The organism is Streptomyces sp. NPDC002076 (assembly GCF_053593835.1).
Map to the genome: position 1 here is coordinate 330,336 of NZ_JBSFDI010000008.1, position 19,589 is coordinate 349,924.

At 70.8% G+C, this 19,589-nt stretch carries 20 protein-coding genes; 11 read left to right on the top strand and 9 right to left on the bottom strand.

What is annotated here, in order from left to right; genetic code table 11:
- Window positions 1–56: 56 nt before the first annotated feature.
- Window positions 57–1,187 (bottom strand): phosphate ABC transporter substrate-binding protein PstS, encoded by a 1,131-nt coding sequence (pstS, locus tag ACWCQS_RS19940; protein WP_451005621.1) that lies wholly within the window; start codon window positions 1,185–1,187, stop codon window positions 57–59.
- Between the two features lie 349 nt (window positions 1,188–1,536).
- Here pstS and ACWCQS_RS19945 point away from each other — a divergent pair, with 349 nt between their 5' ends.
- Complete coding sequence (locus ACWCQS_RS19945; protein ID WP_451005622.1) at window positions 1,537–3,093, top strand: FAD-binding oxidoreductase; 1,557 nt, start codon at window positions 1,537–1,539, stop codon at window positions 3,091–3,093.
- Window positions 3,094–3,120: 27 nt separating this feature from the next.
- Here ACWCQS_RS19945 and ACWCQS_RS19950 read toward each other — a convergent pair whose 3' ends face one another.
- From ACWCQS_RS19950 to ACWCQS_RS19965, 4 genes are all read right to left on the bottom strand, one after another.
- Entirely contained in the window at window positions 3,121–3,825 is a 705-nt protein-coding gene (locus tag ACWCQS_RS19950; RefSeq protein WP_451005623.1) for a phosphatase PAP2 family protein, read from the bottom strand.
- Between the two features lie 246 nt (window positions 3,826–4,071).
- Window positions 4,072–5,091 (bottom strand): NlpC/P60 family protein, encoded by a 1,020-nt coding sequence (locus ACWCQS_RS19955; protein WP_451005655.1) that lies wholly within the window; start codon window positions 5,089–5,091, stop codon window positions 4,072–4,074.
- A gap of 181 nt (window positions 5,092–5,272) precedes the next feature.
- Entirely contained in the window at window positions 5,273–5,929 is a 657-nt protein-coding gene (locus tag ACWCQS_RS19960; protein WP_451005624.1) for a Uma2 family endonuclease, read from the bottom strand.
- Complete coding sequence (locus ACWCQS_RS19965; RefSeq protein WP_451005625.1) at window positions 5,847–6,287, bottom strand: ATP-binding protein; 441 nt, start codon at window positions 6,285–6,287, stop codon at window positions 5,847–5,849. Before ACWCQS_RS19965 ends, ACWCQS_RS19960 begins: the two co-directional genes overlap by 83 nt.
- Before the next feature lie 194 nt (window positions 6,288–6,481).
- Here ACWCQS_RS19965 and ACWCQS_RS19970 point away from each other — a divergent pair, with 194 nt between their 5' ends.
- Window positions 6,482–7,327, top strand: coding sequence for a helix-turn-helix domain-containing protein (locus ACWCQS_RS19970; protein WP_451005626.1), 846 nt, complete (start codon window positions 6,482–6,484; stop codon window positions 7,325–7,327).
- 11 nt (window positions 7,328–7,338) lie between these two features.
- Window positions 7,339–7,662, top strand: a complete 324-nt coding sequence (locus ACWCQS_RS19975; protein WP_451005627.1) for a DUF397 domain-containing protein — start codon at window positions 7,339–7,341, stop codon at window positions 7,660–7,662.
- Between the two features lie 77 nt (window positions 7,663–7,739).
- Here the strand turns inward: ACWCQS_RS19975 and ACWCQS_RS19980 are convergent, their stop codons facing one another.
- Window positions 7,740–8,342: a ScbR family autoregulator-binding transcription factor gene (locus ACWCQS_RS19980; RefSeq protein WP_451005628.1), complete on the bottom strand. Its 603-nt coding sequence runs from the start codon at window positions 8,340–8,342 to the stop codon at window positions 7,740–7,742.
- A gap of 138 nt (window positions 8,343–8,480) precedes the next feature.
- Between ACWCQS_RS19980 and ACWCQS_RS19985 the strand changes: the two genes are divergently transcribed.
- The 3 genes from ACWCQS_RS19985 to ACWCQS_RS19995 are packed head-to-tail and all read left to right on the top strand — an operon-like array spanning window position 8,481 to window position 10,539.
- On the top strand, window positions 8,481–9,461 hold the full coding sequence (locus tag ACWCQS_RS19985; RefSeq protein WP_451005629.1) for a ScbA/BarX family gamma-butyrolactone biosynthesis protein: 981 nt from the start codon (window positions 8,481–8,483) through the stop codon (window positions 9,459–9,461).
- A gap of 38 nt (window positions 9,462–9,499) precedes the next feature.
- Window positions 9,500–9,829 (top strand): LysR family transcriptional regulator, encoded by a 330-nt coding sequence (locus tag ACWCQS_RS19990; protein ID WP_451005630.1) that lies wholly within the window; start codon window positions 9,500–9,502, stop codon window positions 9,827–9,829.
- Window positions 9,826–10,539, top strand: a complete 714-nt coding sequence (locus tag ACWCQS_RS19995) for an HAD family hydrolase (RefSeq protein ID WP_451005631.1) — start codon at window positions 9,826–9,828, stop codon at window positions 10,537–10,539. The genes ACWCQS_RS19990 and ACWCQS_RS19995 overlap by 4 nt, the downstream gene beginning before the upstream one ends.
- A gap of 116 nt (window positions 10,540–10,655) precedes the next feature.
- Here ACWCQS_RS19995 and ACWCQS_RS20000 read toward each other — a convergent pair whose 3' ends face one another.
- On the bottom strand, window positions 10,656–11,222 hold the full coding sequence (locus tag ACWCQS_RS20000) for a TetR family transcriptional regulator (protein ID WP_451005632.1): 567 nt from the start codon (window positions 11,220–11,222) through the stop codon (window positions 10,656–10,658).
- A 109-nt stretch (window positions 11,223–11,331) separates the two neighbouring features.
- Between ACWCQS_RS20000 and ACWCQS_RS20005 the strand changes: the two genes are divergently transcribed.
- The 4 genes from ACWCQS_RS20005 to ACWCQS_RS20020 all read left to right on the top strand — a co-directional run bounded on the left by ACWCQS_RS20005 (window position 11,332) and on the right by ACWCQS_RS20020 (window position 16,929).
- Complete coding sequence (locus tag ACWCQS_RS20005) at window positions 11,332–12,576, top strand: acyl-CoA dehydrogenase family protein (RefSeq protein ID WP_451005633.1); 1,245 nt, start codon at window positions 11,332–11,334, stop codon at window positions 12,574–12,576.
- A gap of 81 nt (window positions 12,577–12,657) precedes the next feature.
- Window positions 12,658–14,256, top strand: coding sequence for an arginine decarboxylase (locus tag ACWCQS_RS20010; RefSeq protein ID WP_451005634.1), 1,599 nt, complete (start codon window positions 12,658–12,660; stop codon window positions 14,254–14,256).
- 6 nt (window positions 14,257–14,262) lie between these two features.
- Window positions 14,263–15,855, top strand: a complete 1,593-nt coding sequence (locus ACWCQS_RS20015; protein ID WP_451005635.1) for a class I adenylate-forming enzyme family protein — start codon at window positions 14,263–14,265, stop codon at window positions 15,853–15,855.
- 39 nt (window positions 15,856–15,894) lie between these two features.
- Window positions 15,895–16,929 (top strand): DMT family transporter, encoded by a 1,035-nt coding sequence (locus ACWCQS_RS20020; protein ID WP_451005636.1) that lies wholly within the window; start codon window positions 15,895–15,897, stop codon window positions 16,927–16,929.
- A 77-nt stretch (window positions 16,930–17,006) separates the two neighbouring features.
- On the opposite strand, the gene ACWCQS_RS20025 is transcribed toward ACWCQS_RS20020, so the two are convergent.
- Window positions 17,007–17,777, bottom strand: a complete 771-nt coding sequence (locus ACWCQS_RS20025) for a trypsin-like serine peptidase (protein WP_451005637.1) — start codon at window positions 17,775–17,777, stop codon at window positions 17,007–17,009.
- 127 nt (window positions 17,778–17,904) lie between these two features.
- Complete coding sequence (locus ACWCQS_RS20030; RefSeq protein ID WP_451005638.1) at window positions 17,905–18,807, bottom strand: oxidoreductase; 903 nt, start codon at window positions 18,805–18,807, stop codon at window positions 17,905–17,907.
- A 53-nt stretch (window positions 18,808–18,860) separates the two neighbouring features.
- On the opposite strand from ACWCQS_RS20030, the gene ACWCQS_RS20035 reads away from it, so the two are divergent.
- A complete protein-coding gene (locus ACWCQS_RS20035) occupies window positions 18,861–19,484 on the top strand; it encodes a TetR/AcrR family transcriptional regulator (RefSeq protein ID WP_451005639.1) in 624 nt (207 codons plus the stop codon).
- The last annotated feature ends 105 nt before the right edge of the window (window positions 19,485–19,589 follow it).

Consider the following 19,589-nt stretch of genomic DNA (forward strand, 5'->3'; position numbering starts at 1 on the left):
GCACCGGACGGTGCGGCCCGGCCCGTCTGGGCGCCGGGCCGCACTTTCGGATCAGATCAGCTCAGGCCCGCGATGGTGGTGCGGACCTTGCCGATGATCGCGTCGGGGATCGGGGCGTAGTCGTTGCTCGACAGGAGCTTCTGACCGTCCTCGCTGGCGATGTAGCTGAGGAACGCCTTGGTGGCGGGCAGGGTGTCCGCCTTGTTGCCCTTGTCGCAGACGATCTCGTACGTCACCAGGGTGATCGGGTAGGCGTTCTCGGCCTTGGTGGCGTAGTCCAGCTTCAGCGACAGGTCCTTGCCGGTGCCGACGACCTTGGCGGCCGCGATGTCGGCGGTGGCGCTCTCGACGGAGGGCTTGACCGGGGCCTTGGCGCCGGTGGCGATGGAGACGGTGGTCATGTCCTTGGCGTAGGACAGCTCGAAGTAGCCGATCGCGCCGGAGTTCTGCTTGACGCCCTGGGCCACACCGGCGGAGCCGGAGGCCGCCTGGCCGCCCTTGGCCTGCCAGGCCTTGCCGCCGGAGTACTTCCAGTTGTCCGGGGTGGTGGCGATCAGGTACTTGGTGAAGTTGTCCGTGGTGCCGGAGTCCTCGGAGCGGTGGAAGGCCTGGATCTTCAGGTCCGGGAGCTTCGCCGACGGGTTCAGCTTCTTGATCGCCGGGTCGTTCCAGTTCTTGATCTTGCTGTCGAAGATCTTGGCGATCGTCGGGGCGTCCAGGACCAGGTTGTCGACACCCGGGACGTTGTAACCGAGGGCGATCGGGCCGCCGACCATCGGCAGGTCGATGCCCTGGCCGCCGGAGCAGACCTTCTGGGAGGCGGTGACCTCGTCCGGCTTCAGACGGGAGTCGGAACCCGCGAAGGCGAGCTGACCCTGGTTGAAGGAGGTGACACCGGCGCCGGAGCCGCCACCCTTGTAGTTGATCTGCACGCCACAGGCCTGGGAGAACTCCTTGACCCAGGCGTCGATCGCGTTCTTCTGCGCGGAGGAGCCATCGGCGAGCAGCTGGCCCTTGGCATTGTCACACTTGATCGAGGAGGCGTTCGCCGAGCCGGACGGGTTGCCCGAGGCCTTGCTGCCGCCACCGTTGTCGTCCGAGCCGCACGCCGTCAGGGCCAGGGCACCGGTCACGGCAATCGCACCGAGCGAGAGGGCCCGCAGCCGGTTCTTGCGCTGAAGCATCACTTTCGGGAGTTCCTTCCAGGAGCCGCCGCGGTCGGCGGCGTGCGAGGTATGGAGGAGCGCGAGCGCAAAAGGCCGCGCTCCGCACCGTGCACGGCCGAAATTAGGCAGAACAGGTGAAGCCGCCGATGGCCGGAAGTGAACGGAGGGTGAACCCCTGCCGTCGGCCCGGTAAGGTCACGGAATGCTTACGGGGAGGGCACGTGCCGGTTCCGGCCAACGGGTTACGCGGGACCGTCTTCGACGTTCGTTCTCCTGTGCGTGAACTGTTACGAACCAACGCGCCTGGGGGGTCGTCTCATTCCAGGACGGGCCAAGGAGGCCTGCGGAAAGGCGGCACAGGACGATGGGCATGGAACGGCGTACGTTCATTGCGGGCGGCACGGCCGTACTGGCCGCGACCGCATTGACCGGCTGCAGTTCGGGCGCGGGCAGGGCCACCGCCTCGGCGAGCACGGGCTCATCCTCGCTCACGTCGCTCAAGACCACCAGCGCCAATGCCGCCGCGAACTGGACGGCCCTCGCCCATGACCTGGACGGCACCCTGGTCCGGCCCGGCGACGCGGCCTGGAACACGGCCCACCAGCTGTACAACACCCGCTTCGACGCCCTGAAGCCCGCCGCGGTCGCCTATGTGGCCCACGCCGGCGACATCCGTACGACCCTCGCCTACGCCCAGGCCCATGGCATCCGGGTGTCCATACGCAACGGCGGCCACTCCTACGCGGGCTACTCCTCCGGCGACAACCGCCTCATCCTCGACGTGTCCCGGCTGAACCGCATACGCGTCTCCGGCGGACAGGCCGTCGTCGGCGCCGGCTCCAAGCTGATCGACGTCTACCGGGCGCTGGCCGCGAAGGGCGTGACCATACCCGCGGGCTCCTGCCCCACCGTCGGCGTCTCCGGCCTGGTCCTCGGCGGCGGCCACGGCGTCGCCTCCCGCGCCTACGGCCTGACCTGCGACAGCCTCACCCAGGCGACGGTCATCACGGCCGACGGCACCCAGGTGACGGCGAACGCGTCCTCGCACTCCGACCTCTTCTGGGCCCTGCGCGGCGCCGGCAACGGCAACTTCGGCGTCGTCACCGAGCTGCAGTTCAAGACCCACCCGGCCCCGCAGGCCGTGACGGCGTACATGACATGGCCCTGGTCCAAGGCCGCGGCCGTGCTGAAGGCCTGGCAGGAGTGGGGCCCGAGCCAGCCGGACGAGATCTGGTCCTCCCTGCATCTGGAGTGCTCACCGGGCCGCACCCCCACCGTCTCGGTGGCCTGCTTCTCCCTCGGCACCTACGGCGAACTGCAGAACGCGGTCGACCGCCTGGCCCACGCGGCCGGCGCGAACGCCTCCTCCGTCAGCCTGCGCCGCCGGGGCTACGAGGAGGCGATGGAGATCTACGCCGGCTGCTCCTCCTTCTCCGCGGACGCCCAGTGCCACCTCCCGGGCTCCACCCCCGGCCGCTCCCCCCAGGGCCGCCTGGGCCGGGAGACATACACGGCCCGCTCCGACTTCTTCGACCGCTCGCTGTCGGCGGCGGGCATCCAGACGGTGCTGCGGCAGATCGCCTCGGTCCGGGGCGGCGCGGGCAGCATCGCGTTCACCGCCCTCGGCGGCGCGGTCAACCGCGTCTCCCCCACCGCGACGGCCTTCGTCCACCGCCGCTCCCGGATGCTGGCTCAGTACATAGCGTCCTGGGGCGCGGGGGCCTCCGGCGCCACGGCCCAGTCCTGGCTCACGTCCGCCCACCAGGCGATGGCCCCGTACGCCTCCGGAGCCGCATACCAGAACTACACCGACCCGACGCTGAAGGACTGGAAGAAGGCGTACTACGGGGACGCGGCGACCCGGCTCGGCACGGTGAAGAAGCAGTACGACCCGCAGAGGTTCTTCTCGTACGCGCAGGGGTTGTAAGACGGACGGGGGCCGCAGTCCCGTCCGCTACGCCGCGAGGTCCCGTTCCTCGGACTCCACCGACGTACGGGCAGGCGGAAGCACGGCCCCCGAACGCCCCTCGCTCACCGATCGCTTCCGTACGACCCACCCCGCCCGGGCCGACCGCTCCACCGCTCGCATCACCGGAGTGAGCAGCGCCATGGCCGGCGGGGAGAGCAGCAGGGCGACGGCCGTACCGAGCGCGAAGCCGCCGACGACGTCCGTCGGATAGTGAACGCCCATGTAGACCCGGCAGAAGCCCTCCAGCAGGGCGAGCCCGATACCGGCGATGCCGAAGCGGCGGTTGGCGACGAAGAGGCCGACGCCCAGCGCCATGGTGATGGTCGCGTGGTCGCTGACGAAGGAGAAGTCGGTCTTGCCGGAGACGAGGACGTCGAGGCCCTGGTGGGCGACGAAGGGGCGGGGGCGCTCCACGAAGCCCCGGATCGGCACGTTGACCAGCACTGCGATGCCGGCCGCGAGCGGCGCCCACACCAGCGCGGCGACGGAGGACGCGGCGTCCTCGGCACCTCGGCGCCGCACGGACCACCAGCACCACAGCACGAGCAGCACCATGGCGAGCAGCAGGCCGTACTCACCGACGAACTCCATGGCCCGGTCGAACCAGTGGGGCGCGTCCTTGGCCAGGCCATTGATGTCGTAGAGCAGCTCGACGTCGGGGTTCGATCCGGATTCGGCGAGTACAGCCATGGTGCTGCGGCCCCTTCGTCGTCTACCGGACGCACCTCGTGTGCGCCGCTCCTACCCCCGTGGTTCGTAGATCCGCTTCCGCTGCACTGCCGTACTGCCCGTACTGACGTCCGCTCGGCTACGTCAACAGGAACGCACGGTCGCCATCAATACGTTCCACTCTCCACTGAATGATCACGCAGACGTTATCGAAGAGAGACTCATCACCGCAGCTCAGGGGGTTGGTTCACGCTCGGTCACACCGTCTCAAACCGTCGTGGGGAGCGCTTTCGCGCCGTCTTCGGTGACGCGCGTGGCGCCGAAGTAGTCCCGCGTGTCGATCGGGTCGAACCGAATGACCGCTCCGCTCCTCGGCGCGTCGATCATGTACCCGCCGCCCACATAGATCCCCACGTGATGGATGGCCCGTGAGTCGCTGGGATCGGTGGAGAAGAACACGAGGTCTCCCGGGAGCAACTGGTCCCGCGACGGATGCGGCCCGGCGTTGTACTGGTCATTGGCCACACGCGGCAGCGCGATCCCGACCTTCGCGTACGCGGCCTGCGTCAGCCCGGAACAGTCGAACCGCCCACCCTGCTCGGCCGATCCCTCCCCGCCCCACAGATATGGGGTCCCCAACTTGCTCTGCGCGAAGGCGATGGCGCCGGCGGCCTGCTGGGTGGGGTCGACGCGGGTCACGGGCGCGGCGAAGCTCTTCGACAGAGTCGTGATGGTCTTCACGTAGTTCTGGGTCTCCTGGTACGGCGGTACGCCCCCGTACTTGATCACCGCGTAAGCGCCCGCGTTGTAGGCGGCGAGCATGTTCTCCGAGACGTTCCCGGGCACGTCCTTGACGTACTTGGCGAGTTCGCAGTCGTACGCGGCGGCCGATGGGATCGCGTCGTTCGGGTCCCAGACGTTGCGGACGCCGTCGCCGTTGCCGTCGACCCCGTGCGTCGCCCACGTCCCGGGGATGAACTGCGCTATCCCCTCCGCCTTCGCCGGGCTCACGGCGTTGGGGTTGAAACCGCTCTCCTGGTACAACTGGGCGGCCAGCAGGGCGGGGTTGAGGGCGGTGCACAGATTGCCCCACCGCTGCACCAGCGTCTTGTACGCCGCCGGGACAGCACCCTTGGCCAGTCCCACACTGCCTGAACCGACGCCGTTGGCGAGGTTGCCGGCGACGACGTACACGCCGACGACGAGCAGCATCACGAAGCTCAGGCCGAGCCCGACCGCGATGCCGCCCACCACCCACACTCTGCGCACGCCCCAACCCTCCCCCATGTGCGGCCCGTTCAAGGCCACATTCTCGGCACGTCCGTGCCCCCGGCCAACATTTCGGCCTATTCACGACGCTCGCGTGGCCTACCGGCAAACGACGTGGCAGCCCGTGCTCAAGGGTGTCGTATGGCCGCGGAAAGCTCCCGCCCGAGACAGCCCTGCCCAGTTGGCCGTCCGCAGTGTCTCACCGATCGCTGGTCGCGCCCCTGTTTGACGGGCGCGCCGCATCTCCGTACACCGGGAAGTCACCCGTGCCGACCTCGGCTCCGAACGGCTCGGGCAACGGCACCGGCTCCCCGAACTTCCCCGGCAGCACGTCCTGGTAGGTGCCGTTGTCGGGCCGGCTGTGCAGGGCCCAGGTGGCCTTGCGCGGGTCGATGACGAGCAGGAGAGGGACGCGCGCCACGGCGTACCAGTCGACCTTGTCGCGGATCCCTTGGGACTTCTCGGAAGGGGAGACGACCTCGACGGCGAACGCGGTGTCCTCCGGGGCGGCGAACCAGCCGTCGTCATCCTCCCATTCGGTGGGCAGCAGGATCAGACTCGGCGTCACATAGTCGTCCGACGCGTCGACGGGGGCGATCGAGGACACCTCGTACACATCCAACCCGTCCGGAAGGGCCATGCCCTCGAGCTGCCGTCGCACCCGCTTCACCACGCCCGCGTGCTTACCAGGGGGAGTTGGTGTCCCGCCTCCGCACCCCGCACCCCGCACCCCCACCGCCACGGCATCCTCCTGACACTCTGACCGCACCCGATTACGGTACGTCACGGCTCTGACAGTCCGCCCACAGCAGCTTGCCGCCCCTGGACGCGCCCAGCTCGCGCAGCACGGAGACACCCCAGGAGTCGGCGCAGGCCCGCACGAGCTGCAGCCCGCGCCCGCATTCGGCATCCTCCGGTACGCCCTCGGGCGCAGCGTCGGCGGTGAAGCCGGGCGGCACGCCCGGGTCGCTGTCCCAGACGCCCACCCTCAGCCGGCCCGGCTCCCTCCCGAGGAGACGCAGGGCGTAGGGGCCGGAGGTGTGCAGATGCGCGTTGGCGAGCAGCTCGGCGGCCAGGAGTTCGGCAGTGGGGGCGAGCGAGGAGAGCTCGTGCGCGGCGAGGACGGTACGGAGGGTTGCGCGGGCGATCCCCGGTGCGCGTGGATCGCGGGGAAGGTGGAGGGTGTAGGCCCAGGGCGGGGATACGGTGGGCATCGAAGTCTCCGGTCGAAGAGGGGGATTGAGGCGCGGTTGTTCGATTGCCCAGTGGCCTGCCGTCCCGTCGGTCGGTGCACTTCTGAGCGAGGGGCCCGAGCAATAAAGTAGCGGTGCGCGTAAAAGTTCTTAGACGGTTTGCGTGATAGAGCTGATTCGCCATCCATGTGGGTGACAGGGAGGGTGGGACACCCATGAGGACCAACCCGACGGGGCGCCAACTCCGTTTGGGGGCCGAGCTGCGCAAACTCCGCGAGCGGGCCGGTCTGACGTCCACCCAGGCGAGTCAACTGCTCGGCGTACAGCAGAACCAGATCAGCAACGTCGAGGCAGCCCGAGCAGGAGTGAGCCCGGAGCGCGTGCGCACACTGGCCTGCCACTACGACTGCGCCGATACCGACCTCGTCCAAGCCCTGTGCGACATGGCCGGCGATCGCTCACGCGGCTGGTGGGAGGAGTACCGCGAGATCCTGCCCGCCGCGTTGCTGGACCTGGCCGAACTGGAACACCATGCCACCCGCCTGCGCACCGCCGTGGTGATCCACGTGCCGGGACTGTTCCAGACCGCCGAGTACGCCCGTGAGATCTTCCGCCAGGCAGTGCCGGAACTGCCACCCCCCGACGTCGAACACAGGGTGTCGTTCCGGGTGAAGCGGCAGGCCGTTCTCTTCCGGGACCCGCCCACCCCGCACCATGTGATCGTCCACGAGGCCGCTCTCCGTATGAGGTTCGGTGGCCCGCAGGTGACCCACGATCAGCTCCAGTACCTGCTGGAGATGAGCGAGAGGGCCAACATCACGCTCCGGGTGCTGCCGTTCGGCTCGCTGGTCTTCCCGGGTTCGGGACAAGCGATCTACTACGCCGAGGGGCCGGTGCCCGAGCTGGACACGGTGAACCTCGACCAGTCGCACGGCCCCGTGTTCCTCGACGCTGAGGCCCAACTGACCAAGTACCGCGTACTGCTCGACCGTATGGAGGCGGCAGCCCTTGCCCCTGATGAGTCACGGTCGTTCATCCAAGCCATGCTCAAGCACCTGTGAAGGAGCGGCCCATGCCCGGACTCGCCTGGCAGAAGTCGTCGTACTGCCCGGAAGGCAACTCCTGCATACACGTCGCTGCCACCCCTGGCACCATCCACATGACTGAATCAGCCGACCCCACCGGAGCCGTCCTCACCACCACCCCCGCCGCCTTCGCCACCCTCCTCACCGCCCTCAAGAAGGAACCGGCCCCCACGAGCCGGGACGACAACGGCGACGCCCCCCTCCTCCTCCGCTCCGCGGCCACCGTCGTCACGACCACCCGCCATCAGTGGAGCGCCTTCGTACTCGGCGTACAGGCAGGCGAGTTCGACCACTTCGTGGCCACGCGCTGACGGCTCCTGCCCAGCTCCTTGCGGAAGAGGCCCCCGGTGTCGTCGACCGTCATCCGGGCGAAGAGGGCGTCCACACCTCAGGCCCGCAACCCCTCCAGCACCACCGTCCGCAACTCTCCGTACCGCTCCGCCAGATCGGACCGGCGGCTGAGGACGTCGGAGATGTGCTGCATGCCGAAGAACGCGGAGACGAGGACCCGGGCCGCCGAGCGCGGGGTGACGCCGGGGCGCAGTTCGCCGGCCTTGTCCATCGCCTCGACCAGCCCGGTGAGGTAGTCCTCCCAGCCGACGTACGGCTCGGGCAGGTCCGCGTCGATCAGCGACCGCTCGATCTGCAGCCGCGCACCGGCCTGCACCACCACGTCGTCGCGGAAGGCCCCGGTGACCCGGTCCAGCACCGCGACGAGCGCCTCGTACGGCGGCAGTTCGCCGGCCGAGACCTCTGCCAGCAGCACCGGCCAGCGGGCGTAGTGCTCCTGGACCACCGCGACGGCCAGGTCTTCTTTGTTCTTGTAGTGGAAGTACACCGCCCCCTTGGTCATCGACGCCCGCTCGGCGACGTCCTGCAGCGTCACCGTGGCGTAGCCGCGCTCGGCGAAGAGTTCGGCCGCCATCTGGAGGATCTGCGCCCTGGTCCGCCGCGCCCGCTCCTGCTTCGGCTCCGCCCTGCTGGTTGGCATGTCGTTCCACCTTCCCCGTGTTCTGCGTTGCAATATACATTCCCGAAGGTATATTTCTTGAGCGGGGGGCCGCGTCAGGCGGAAGAGTCACGAAGGTCCCCTTTGCGCGTACGCATTCAGCCTTGGGGGGAAACAGGCATGTCTGTCAGCACGCTCCGGTCCACATCCGCGCTCGCGTCCGTCGAGGACGCCCGCGCCGCGCTCACCTTCGACCGCACGGTCCCGCGGCAACTGGTACACCGCGCCTCCGTCACCGAGGTCTTCCTCACCGACGGCGCCCCGGTCGCCGCCGACCGCTTCCTGGTGGGCGCCCAGTGGCCGCGCCACCACGCGCTCTACCACCCCGACCCGTCCGGCCGCTGCGACTTCATGCTGCTTGCCGAAACGGTCCGGCAGGCCGGGATCTTCCTGCTCCACCGGTACTACGACGTCCCGCTCGGCCACCACTTCGTCTTCAAGTCGCTCGACCTGCACATCAGCGATCTCCACGCCCTCCGCGTGGGCGGCACCCCGCTCGGCGCCGTTCTGGACGTCACCGTCGCCTCGACCGCCGCCTCCGACGCCCGCCGCCTCGACGCCCGGCTCGACATCACCATCGAGGTCGACGGCCGGCCCTGCGCCCACGGTTCGGTCGCCGTCGTCGTGGTCGACGCGCGTCGCTACGAGGTCGTACGGCACCGCGGCCGCGACATCGTCGGCAGCACCCCGGCAACTGCGGCGACCCCGGCGACTCCGGAAACCCCGGGCACGGAGGCCCCTTCCACCGCCCCCGTCATCGCCGGCCGCCAGGACGCCAACGTGCTGCTGCGCACCGCGACCGACGCGGACTCCTCGACCTGGCTGCTCCACGTCGACCTACGGCACCCGGGGTACTTCGAGCACCCCTCCGACCACGTGCCCGGCATGATGCTGCTGGAGGCGTTCCGCCAGGCGGGCCATCTGACCGCGGCCCGCGACTGTGCCCTCACCGCGCTCCAGGCCCGCTTCCTGTCCTTCGGGGAGCTGTTCCAGCCGATCGTCATCCGCTCGGCCACCGGCCCCGAGGGGCTGCTGCGCCTCACCGCCGTCCAGGGCGAGCGCACCCTCGCCGAGGCCGACGCCCTCTTCGTCCGCGACTGACGGGAACGACAGGACTGATGGGACTGACAGGACCCGGCATGGACATCCAGCGCCTGCGCACCTTCCGCGAGGTCGCGCGCGAGCTGAGCTTCACCCGCGCGGCCCGCAATCTGCACTACTCCCAGCCGACCATCACCGCCCAGATCAAGGGCCTGGAGGAAGCCGTGGGCCAGCCGCTGTTCGTCCGCCGCGGCAACCGCGCCGTCGAACTGACCTCGGCGGGCGCCCGGTTGTGCCCGTACGCCGACCGAATCCTCGACCTCGTCGAGGCCGCCCGCACGGAACTGCGCTGCGACACCCGGCCCGCCACGGCCGCCACGCACGCCACCCACGCTTCCCTTCTCCCGCAGAGGTTTCCCGACTCATGACCACGACGACCGACCCCGACAGACCCGACAGCGCCGCCTTCTTCGACGTGGACGAGACGCTCATCTCCTGCAAGAGCATGCTGAGCTTCCTCGCCTTCCACTGGGACCGTGAGGGCCGCACCCCCGCCCGGCTGACCGCGGCCCGCGCCGCCCTCGGCCACCAACTCCGCTCGGGCGTGCCCCGGGAACAGGTCAACCGCGCCTACTACCGCCTGCTGCACGGCAGTCACGAACGGGACCTGGAGGAGAGCGGCCGGCTGTGGTTCGCCCGCGAACACGCCCGGGGCCTCTTCCACCCACCGGTCCGCGAGGCGTTACGGCGGCACCACCGCGCCGGGCACCTCACGATCCTGCTGTCCGGCTCCTTCGCCGCCTGCCTGGCCCCCATCAGCCGGTCCGTCGGCGCCGACCTGCTCATCTGCACCGCACCCGAGGTCAACGACGGCATCCTCACCGGCGACCTCGTCGACCGCCCCGTGATCGGCGGCGCCAAGGCCGACGCGGCCCACCGCGTCATGAGGACCTTCGGCCTTGACCCCGCCGACTGCCACGCGTACGCGGACGACGCCAGCGACCTGCCCCTGCTGAGCAGCGTGGGCCACCCGGTGGTCGTAGGGAGTGACCCGGTCCTGACCGCCCGGGCCGCCCTCGGCAACTGGCCCCGCCTGCCGAGTCCGGCCATGAGCGGCCTGCTGACACCGGCCGCCTGACGGCGAGGCATCGCGCGGTTCCCCGCACCTGACAACAGGGGCAGCGATGAGTGCGCCCCAAAGGGGCGCGGGGAACTGCGCGACATGCCACGACGCACCCGCCCGCCGACGAACCGTCACTCCCCGAGCCCGCAGGCGCCGGATCCCACCAGCGCCAACAGCACAGCATCCCAAAGTTCGGCGGAGTCCCCGGCCGAAGCCCACGCGGTGCCCTGCACACCCACCACCAACGCCACCACCATCCGCGCCAGCGGCTCCGGCCGGTGACCCGCGTCGATCCGCCCCTCCCGCTGCGCCTCCAGGATCAACTCCCGCACCCGGCACCTGAGGTCGCCGAGGGGCGCCGGCTCCGTACGCTCCGTCCGCGCCGCATCCGTCGTCAGCCGCAGCCCCGCGGCGAACCGCACGTCCTCGTCCATCCTGCGGGCCAGCCCCACGGCCAGTTCCCGCAGCGAAGTCCCGGCCGAGGCCAGCACCTTGTCCCACGCCTCCTCGAAACCCCGGGTCAGCTCCTCGGCCAGCTCCGCCTTCGACGCGAAGTGGCCGTAGAGCGCGCCCTTGGTGAGGCGGGCGCGGGCGGCGATGTCGGACAGGTTCGTGCCCGCGAATCCATGCAGGACGAACTCGGCCGCCGCCGTGTCGAGAAGCAGCTCGTGTGTCCGTCGCGCTCTGTCCTGCTTCACCTCGTCCGTCCTCGTGTCGACCGATGTACTCACCAAGAAAATACCTTCTCGATCGAATTTTTTTCTACCCGTCTTCCGCCGTCTTCCGAGCGGCTCCAGAGAGGCAGCCATGACCACCGCCGTTCCCGCGCTTCCCAACGCCCTTCCCACCGCCCGGCCCGCTGCCCTTCCCCTCGCCCCGGACGCCGTGTCCGGCCTCGCCGCGCGGCAAGCCCGCGCCTCCGAGGAGGCCGCCCGTCTGCACCCGGAGGTGGTCGCCGCCCTGCCCGCCGCCGGCTTCGCACGTCACTTCGTCCCGCGCCGCTGGAGCGGACGGGCGGGCGGCTTCACCGAGTTGGTGGACGCGGTGGCCGCCGTGGGCGAGGCCTGCGCGTCCACCGCGTGGTGCTGTGCCCTGCTGGCCGGGCACGCCCGGCTGGCGGCCCATCTGCCCGAGGCGGCCCAGGCCGAGTTGTGGACGGACAGCCCCGACACGCCGATCGCGGCCGCCGTAATACCGCCCGCAGGCCGGCTCACCCGGGTGTCCGGCGGCTGGCGGCTCACCGGCCGCTGGTCCTTCGCCAGCGGCATAGAGCACGCCGACTGGATCCTGCTCGCCACCCTCGACGAACGGCCGGCCGGCCAACCCGCCACTCCGGACAAGCAGCCGACCGAACCGCCCGCCGTCCCCGACCAGCAGCCGCAGCCCCCCACCACGCCCCCCGCCTACCGCATCCTCCTGCTCCCCCGCGCGGACATCCGCATACACCGCACCTGGGACAGCGTCGGTCTGCGTGGCACCGGCAGCCACTCGGTCTCCGTCGAGGACGCCTTCGTACCGGAGCACCGCAGTTGCCTGCGGGACACCCTGATGACGGGTGTGCCCGAGGCCGACGCGGCGCCCTGCCACCGGGTGCCGTACACCCTGGTCGCGTCGCTGCTGTTCTGCGCGCCCGGGCTCGGTGCGGCGCGCGGCGCCCTGGACGCCTGGACCGCGCTGGCCCGTGAGCGCGGCGGGCCGGGCGACCCCGGTGTGCAGCAGGCGTTCGCCCGCTGCTCGGGCGAGATCGACGCGGCCGGGCTGCTGCTTCAGGCGGCGGCGCAGCGCGCTGACCGCGCGGCACTCACCCCGGCCGCCGCCTTCGCACCGGAGACGGCCGCGCGCAACCAGCGCGACGCCTCGCTCGCCGCCGGCATGCTGACCGGCGCGGTGGAGCAGCTGTTCCGCACGGCCGGGAGCCGCGCGCTGGACCGTGCGAACCCGCTGCAGCGGGCCTGGCGCGACCTGCACGCCGTGGCGGCGCACGGCGCCCTCCAGCCGGGACCGGCGGCAGCGGCGTACACGGCCGGGGTGTTCTCGCAGGTCAGCGGCTGATCACAAAGGGCCGACCGCCTCTGTCATCAGCGTTCCCGATAATAATTGATACCTTCGCGAAGGTTTTGTTTCATGGAACCCATGACCGAACCCACCAGCTCCACTCCCGCCGACGAGGAGGGCGCTCCGGCGCCCCTCTCCGGGCGTCACGGGGCGAGCCGGACGCCGCTGGCCGATGCCGTGCTCGCGGTGGCCCGCCGGGACATCGCCTCCTTCCACGCCCTTCCGCTCTCGCACGGCCGGTCGATCCGCGACTCCCGCGTCCGGGCGTCCTACGAGGCCCTCTTCGGCGCGGCCCAGCTCGCCGCCGACGTGTCCTACAGCGGCACGATGCTCGACTCCTTCTTCCGGCCGCGCGGCCCGCTCCGCGAGGCCCAGCGGCTGGCCGCCGCCGGCTTCGGCGCCGACGCCACGTTCTTCCTGTCGACCGGCACCAGCACCGCCAACCGGGTCGCCCTGACCGCGCTGGCCCGCCCCGGCAGCCGGGTGCTCGCCGACCGCAGCTGCCACCAGTCCGTGCACTTCGCGCTCGGCGCGCTCGGCGTCGACGTCACCTACGCGCCCATGCAGCGCTGCTGCGCCGACTGCCCGCGCACCTTCGGTGATCTGCCCCGGCTGCTGGAGACGTTCCGCACGGCGGTGGCCGAGGGGCGGCCGTACGACACGGTGGTGCTGTCCGCGGTGTCGTACGACGGTGTCCGCTACGACCTGCCGACGGTGCTGGCCCACCTGGCCGCCGCCCACCCGACGGTGTCCGTGCTGGTCGACGAGGCCTGGGGCGCGGTGCACCGCTTCCACCCGCAACTGCGGCCGCTGACCGCGCTGCACGCGGTGGAGCACCTGCGCCGCACCGGGGGCCCGCTGCCGCTCGCGGTGGCCGTGACGCACTCCGCGCACAAGTCGATGTCGGCGCTGCGGCAGGGTTCGTATCTGCACCTCGTCGGCGACGGCGAGGCCCAGGAACGCACCGCGCAGGCTCTGTTCCAGCACCACACCACCTCGCCGAGCTGGCCGGTGCTGGCCAGCCTGGACCTGGCCCGGCTGCAGGCCGAGACCGAGGGCGAGCAGCTGCTGGAGCGGTCGCTGAACCTGGCCCGCACCCTGCGCGCCGAACTCGGCGGCGACCCGCGCCTGTCGGCGTACCGGGCGCTGGGCCCCGAGGGGCATCTGACCGACCCGGCGCTGCTGGTGAGCGACGACCCGACCCGGGTGCTGGTGGACATCAGCGCGCTCGGCATCACCGCGGCCGACTTCCGCCGGATCCTCTTCGACGACTACGCCCTGTACGTGGCCCGGGAGAGCGGCGACGCCGTGCTCTTCCACGTCCACATCGGCGTCGACGAGGCCACGCTGCTGCGGCTGCTGGAGGCGCTGCGCACCATCCAGCGCACCTACCGCACCGCGTCCGCGGCCCTGACCCAGGGCACCTCGGACCACTTCATCATCGCCTACCCGCCCGGCATCCCCATCACCGTGCCCGGCGAGCGGCTGTGCGACCGCACCCTCGGCGAGATCGACGCGCTGCGCTCCAGCGGCTGCGAGATCTACACCCTCCACCAGCCGGGCGCCTCCACGGCCGCCTTCGGCGTCCCCTCGGGACCGGCCGTCCCCACGACGCCGGACCCCGCCCCCACCACCGCTGTTACCGCTGCTCCCGCAATCCCCGCCGGAAGGAAGTGACCGTCAATGATCAAGCTCTCGGACATCCGCAAGCACGCCGAGCGTCGCCCCGGGCACGTCGCCGTGGTCGACGGTGAGGTGCGGCTGACCTGGGCCAGCCTCGCCGACAAGGTGGCCCGCGTGGCGAGCGCCATCGAGGAGCGACTGCCGGACATACGGCCCGCCCGCGCCGTGTTCGTCGCCGAGAACCGCTGGGAGCTGGTCGTCGCCATGGCGGCCGTCTCCTCGCTCGGCATCCCGTGCGTCGGCCTCGACTACACCGCCGGGCCCGAGGCCACCGCCGGCGCGCTGGAGCAGCTGCGGCCCACCGTGGTCATCAGCACCACCGCCCACCGCGCCGTACTCACCGAGGTCGGCTGGCCCGACGCGCGGGACGTGCTCGACATCCGGCTGGACAGCGACCCGCCGAAGAACACGGCCGGCGTCTCCTTCACCGATCTGCTGCTGTCCGAGCCGCGCGAACCCCGGGCGGTGGAGCAGCCGTTCGAGGCGTTCTCCTTCACCTCCGGCACCAGCGGCATCCCCAAGCTGGTGATCCGCCGGGCCTCCTTCGAGGCGCGCCGGTTCGCCGACCTGGTGGACCAGTACTCCTTCGACGAGAACGACGTCCACCTGGTGACGGTCCCGCTGTACCACGCCTCGGGCCCCGGCTGGGCGCGGATCTTCCTGGCCCTCGGCGGCACGATCGTGCTCGGCCCGTACGACGACGAGGAAGCCCTGATCCGGCTCATCCAGAACGAGGGCGTCTCCACCACGCTCATGGTCCCGCCGGTCCTCAAGCGGGTCGTGGCCCACCCGGCCTCCGAGCATCTGCACAAGACCTCCCGGCTGCACTTCGTGCTCTCCGGCGGCCGGCATCTCAACCGCTGGGTCGTCAACAACACCTGGGACCGCCTCGGCCCGGTGCTGCACCTCTACTACGGCACCACCGAGACCGGCGTGAACGTCATGATCGGCCCCGAGGAACTGCATGTGGCGCCCTGCCGCTCCGGGCGTCCGATGCCGGGCAACACCATCGCCGTACTGGACCCGGAGAACCGCCCGCTGCCCAAGGGCATGCGCGGCCGGGTCGCGATCGCCAGCTACCAGCTGATGGACGCCTACGCCACGGCCGAGCCGGAGTTCCTCACCCTCGACTACGGCGGCCGTACCCAGCGCTTCCTGCTCACCGGTGACAGCGGCTTCATCGACGAGGCCGGCCGGCTCGAACTCACCGGCCGCAACGACGGCGTCTCCAAGGCCGCCGAGGGCAAGCCGCTCGACGTCAACATCTTCGGCCTCGAGAACGACCTGATGGACCTGCCCTGTGTCCGCGAGACCGCCGTGCTGCGCACCAAGCTGCCCGAGACCGGCGAGGACGTGCTGATCGTGCCGTTCGCCGCGGTCTCCCCGGAGCGGCTGGAGAGCGGCCGGCGCGCGGTCACCGCCGCCTGCGCCCGCCGGGTGCCGTGCCTGCCGGCGTACGTCGTCCCGGTCGAGGCGATCCCGTACAGCCCGACCGGCAAGGTGCGCGCCGCGCGGCTGCTGGAGACGGTCCTGCCGCTGGTCCGCGCCGAGGCCGCGGCCCGCCGCGGCACCACCGACCTCATCCCCGCCTGACCTCCACCCCTTTCCGCCCCCCACTCGACAGGAAGAGTCATGAACGATCAGAAGAACTACGGCCGGGGCGTGCTGCTCTGCCTCCTCGCGACCGTGTCCTGGGGAGCGATGTTCCCCCTCATGGACGTGACCCTGAAGCACATCGACCCGTTCACCTTCACCTGCCTGCGGTACGCGATCGCCGGCGCGATGTTCCTGGTGTTCCTGCGGGTGCGCGAGGGCTCGGCCGGGCTGAAGCTGAAGGGCGAGCGGATCGGCCTGGCCTGGCTGTTCGGCACGGCGGGCTTCGCCGGATTCCAGTTCCTCGTGTTCTTCGGTCAGGACCTCATCGGCACCCGGGGCGCCCTGAACGCCTCGATCATGATGGCGACCATGCCCATGATGGGCTTCCTGGTCAACTGGGTGCTGCGCAAGGTGGTTCCGCCGAAGGGCGCGCTGGCCTTCATCGCGATGTCGTTCGTCGGTGTCATCCTGGTGGTCTCCGACGGCAGCCTGTCCACGCTGCTCTCCCACCCGGGTGACTTCGGCCCCGACGCGCTGCTCCTCTTCGCCGCGCTGTGCTGGGTGATCTACACCTCCGGTGCGACGTACTTCCCGGGCTGGTCGCCGATCAAGTACACCGCGATCACCACGGTCCTGGGCCTGGCCAGCGCCACGGTCATCACGGCGGTCATCCTGGCCACGGGCGGCGTCGCGGTGCCGAGCGCGCACGCCGTGACGACGATCCTCCCCGAGCTCGCCTACATGAGCGTCATCGCCGGTTTCGTGGGCGTCCTCGGCTGGAACTTCGGCAACCGCTACCTCGGCCCGCTCAACGGTGTCCTCTTCATGGACGTCGTCCCGATCACCGCGTTCGTCATCTCGGCGCTGACCGGCGTGGTCCCGGCCGGCATGCAGGTGGCCGGCGCCTCGCTGACCGCGCTGGCGCTGATCTTCAACAACCTGTACCTGCGCCGGGTCGCCCAGCGCACGGCGGCGGCAGCGGCGGCGAAGGCCGCGGCCGCGAAGCCGGCGGTGACGGCGACGGTGACGGCGACGGACGGGAAGACCTCCCCGGTCGCGGCGAGCCGCTGATCGACCGTCAGGCCTGCCGAACCGCGGCTGCCCGGGGGCGCACCCCCCGCGGCAGCCGCTTTCGTGTCCCCTGCTCTTCAGGGATCGCCGATCGCGTCCTTGTACAGCTCGGCCGCACCGCTGCCCAGCACCACGCTGTACGACACGTCATCGGTCGAGCCGCCCTCCTCGTGGCCGCCGAGGACGCCGACGACCTGGTCGTCACCGTTGATCCACGGGCTGCCGCTGGTGCCGCTGGTGAAGGCAGGGCAGTCGATGCGCTGCTGGGTACGGCTGTGCACGGCCGGTTTGTTGGTGCATTTGATGGGCACCTCGCGCGAGTCGGGGTAGCCGATGACGGTCACGGCGGTGGCGCCGGTGGCGGTACCGGTGGTGAGCCGACCGGCTCCGACGACGTCCTCGATCCGCTTGCCGTCCAGGTCGTCGACGGTGACGAGGGCCAGGTCGCTGTCCTCGTCCTGGTCCTTGGCCCAGCCGTCGGGCAGATAGCGCTTCCCGACCTTCCACACCCCGTGCGGCGCCTGTCCGTCCCGGTAGCCCGGCACGAACACCAGGTCGCTGTCGGCGCCGTCCACGCAGTGCGCGGCGGTGACGAGGAGGTTGCCCCGCGGGCTGTGCACGACCGAGGCCGTGCAGAAGTGGCCGCCGGACAGGTCCTCGGCCCGGTCCGCCCCGAACAGCGCGCCGACCCGCGCCGACTGCCGAGTGGCGACGGCATCGGCGGTGACCCCTAGGGGCCCCGGCCCGTCATCGGCGGCCGCTACGGACGCCGAGGTCAGGGCGAGCATCACCACGGCGCCGAGCAATGCGGGACGCGAGGTGACCATGATGCGTGAGATGCGCTTCATCAGTGCTCACTGTCCCCCACGAACGTGAGAATCCCGCCGCGACTTAACTGAGATTTTCCTGTGAAACCTCCCGACGGGCGCGCCCCTTACCGGCCATAACCCTCCGACCAGGTGCGATTACATGACGTCATGACCGGCTGACCGGCTTCAGCGCCCACTCCACCCCGGTCAGCTCCTCCGACAGGGTCCACAGGCGCCGAGCCGCCGCCGGATCACTGGCCGCCGCGCTGCGGCCGACCAGCGTGGGGGCGCCGCGCATCTCGCCGAGGCCGGCCGGGCCGACGTAGGACGCGCCGGGGAGGTCCTGGCTCGCGGCGTAGAGGGTGGGCAGGGCGCCGGCCTTGTCGCTCTGGGCGAACAGCCTGTTGCCGACCCCCATGGCAGCCCTCATCAGAGGGTTCGCGTGGTGGCTCTGGAGGTTGGTGGCAGCCCAGCCGGGGTGCGCGGCCAGGGCCCGCACCGGGGAGCCGGCCTCGGTGAGACGGCGCTGGAGTTCCAGGGTGAACAGAAGATTGGCCAGCTTGGACTGGGCGTAGGCGCGGGTCGGCGTGTAGCGGCCGCGCAGGTTCACGTCCTCGAAGCTGATCACTCCGTCGCCGAAGCGGTGAGCGCCTGAGGCCACCGTCACCACGCGGTCCGTCACATACGGCAGCAGCAGGTTCGTCAGCGCGAAGTGACCCAGGTGGTTCGTGCCGAACTGCATCTCGAAGCCCTGCTTGGTGCGCTGCTCCGGCAGCATCATCACGCCCGCGTTGTTGATCAGCACATCCAGCGGGCGGTCCCAGCCGGCCGCGAACTCCCGTACCGAGTCCAGGTCGGCCAGGTCCAGGCGGCGCACCTCGGTGCTGCCGCTCACCTTCGCCGCGGCGGCGCCGCCCCGCGCGAGATCCCGTACGGCGAACACCACATGCGCTCCGGCGCGGGCCAGCGCCTCGGCGGCGACGAAGCCGATGCCGCTGTTGGCGCCGGTGATCACGGCCGTACGGCCGGTCAGGTCGGGGAGACGGGTCGTGTTCCAGTTATCGTTCATGCCCCCAAAGTAGGCACCGACAACAATGATGTCAATGACAACATCGGGTTACGATGGTCCGCATGCCGCGCATGTCCCCGTCACCGACGAACCGCCCCTACCACCACGGAGACCTGCGCGCCTCCCTGCTCAAGAGCGCCGAGCGCACCCTGCGCGAGAAGGGGGTCGGCGCGCTCTCGCTGCGCGAGCTGGCCCGGGACGTCGGGGTGAGCCACGCGGCCCCCGGCCGGCACTTCAAGGACAAGCAGGCCCTCATAGACGCCCTCGCGCTGGACGGGTACGAGCGCCTGAACCAGGCCCTGGGCGCCGCCGCCGGACAGTCCGGCCTCACCCTCGAGGGACGCATGGCGGCGCTCGCCCGCGCCTACCTCGGCTTCGCCGTCGAGAACCCCGAGCTGCTGGAGCTGATGTTCGCACGCAAGCACGCGCCCGACAGCTCCGCCCAGCTCGCCGCGGCCGTCGACGAGTCCCTCGACTCCTTCGCCCGGATGATCGCGGAGGCGCAGCAGCAGGGCGAGATCGTCGCCGGCGATCCCGAGCGGATCACCATGATCGCCGCCGCGAGCCTGCACGGCCTCGCCGCCCTCATCGCCGCCTGCGCGCTCGACGCCGAGGAGGCCATGAGCGGCCTGGACGAACACGTCCATCTGCTGCTCCACGGCCTCAAGCCCCGCTGAACCCGCCGAGGCCGGCCGATCCGCCTCTGTGCCGTACCTGTGCCCCGGGTCAAGCCGCACCCAGCACAGCGCCAGCACATTGCCATTGACCAGCAATCCCCCAAC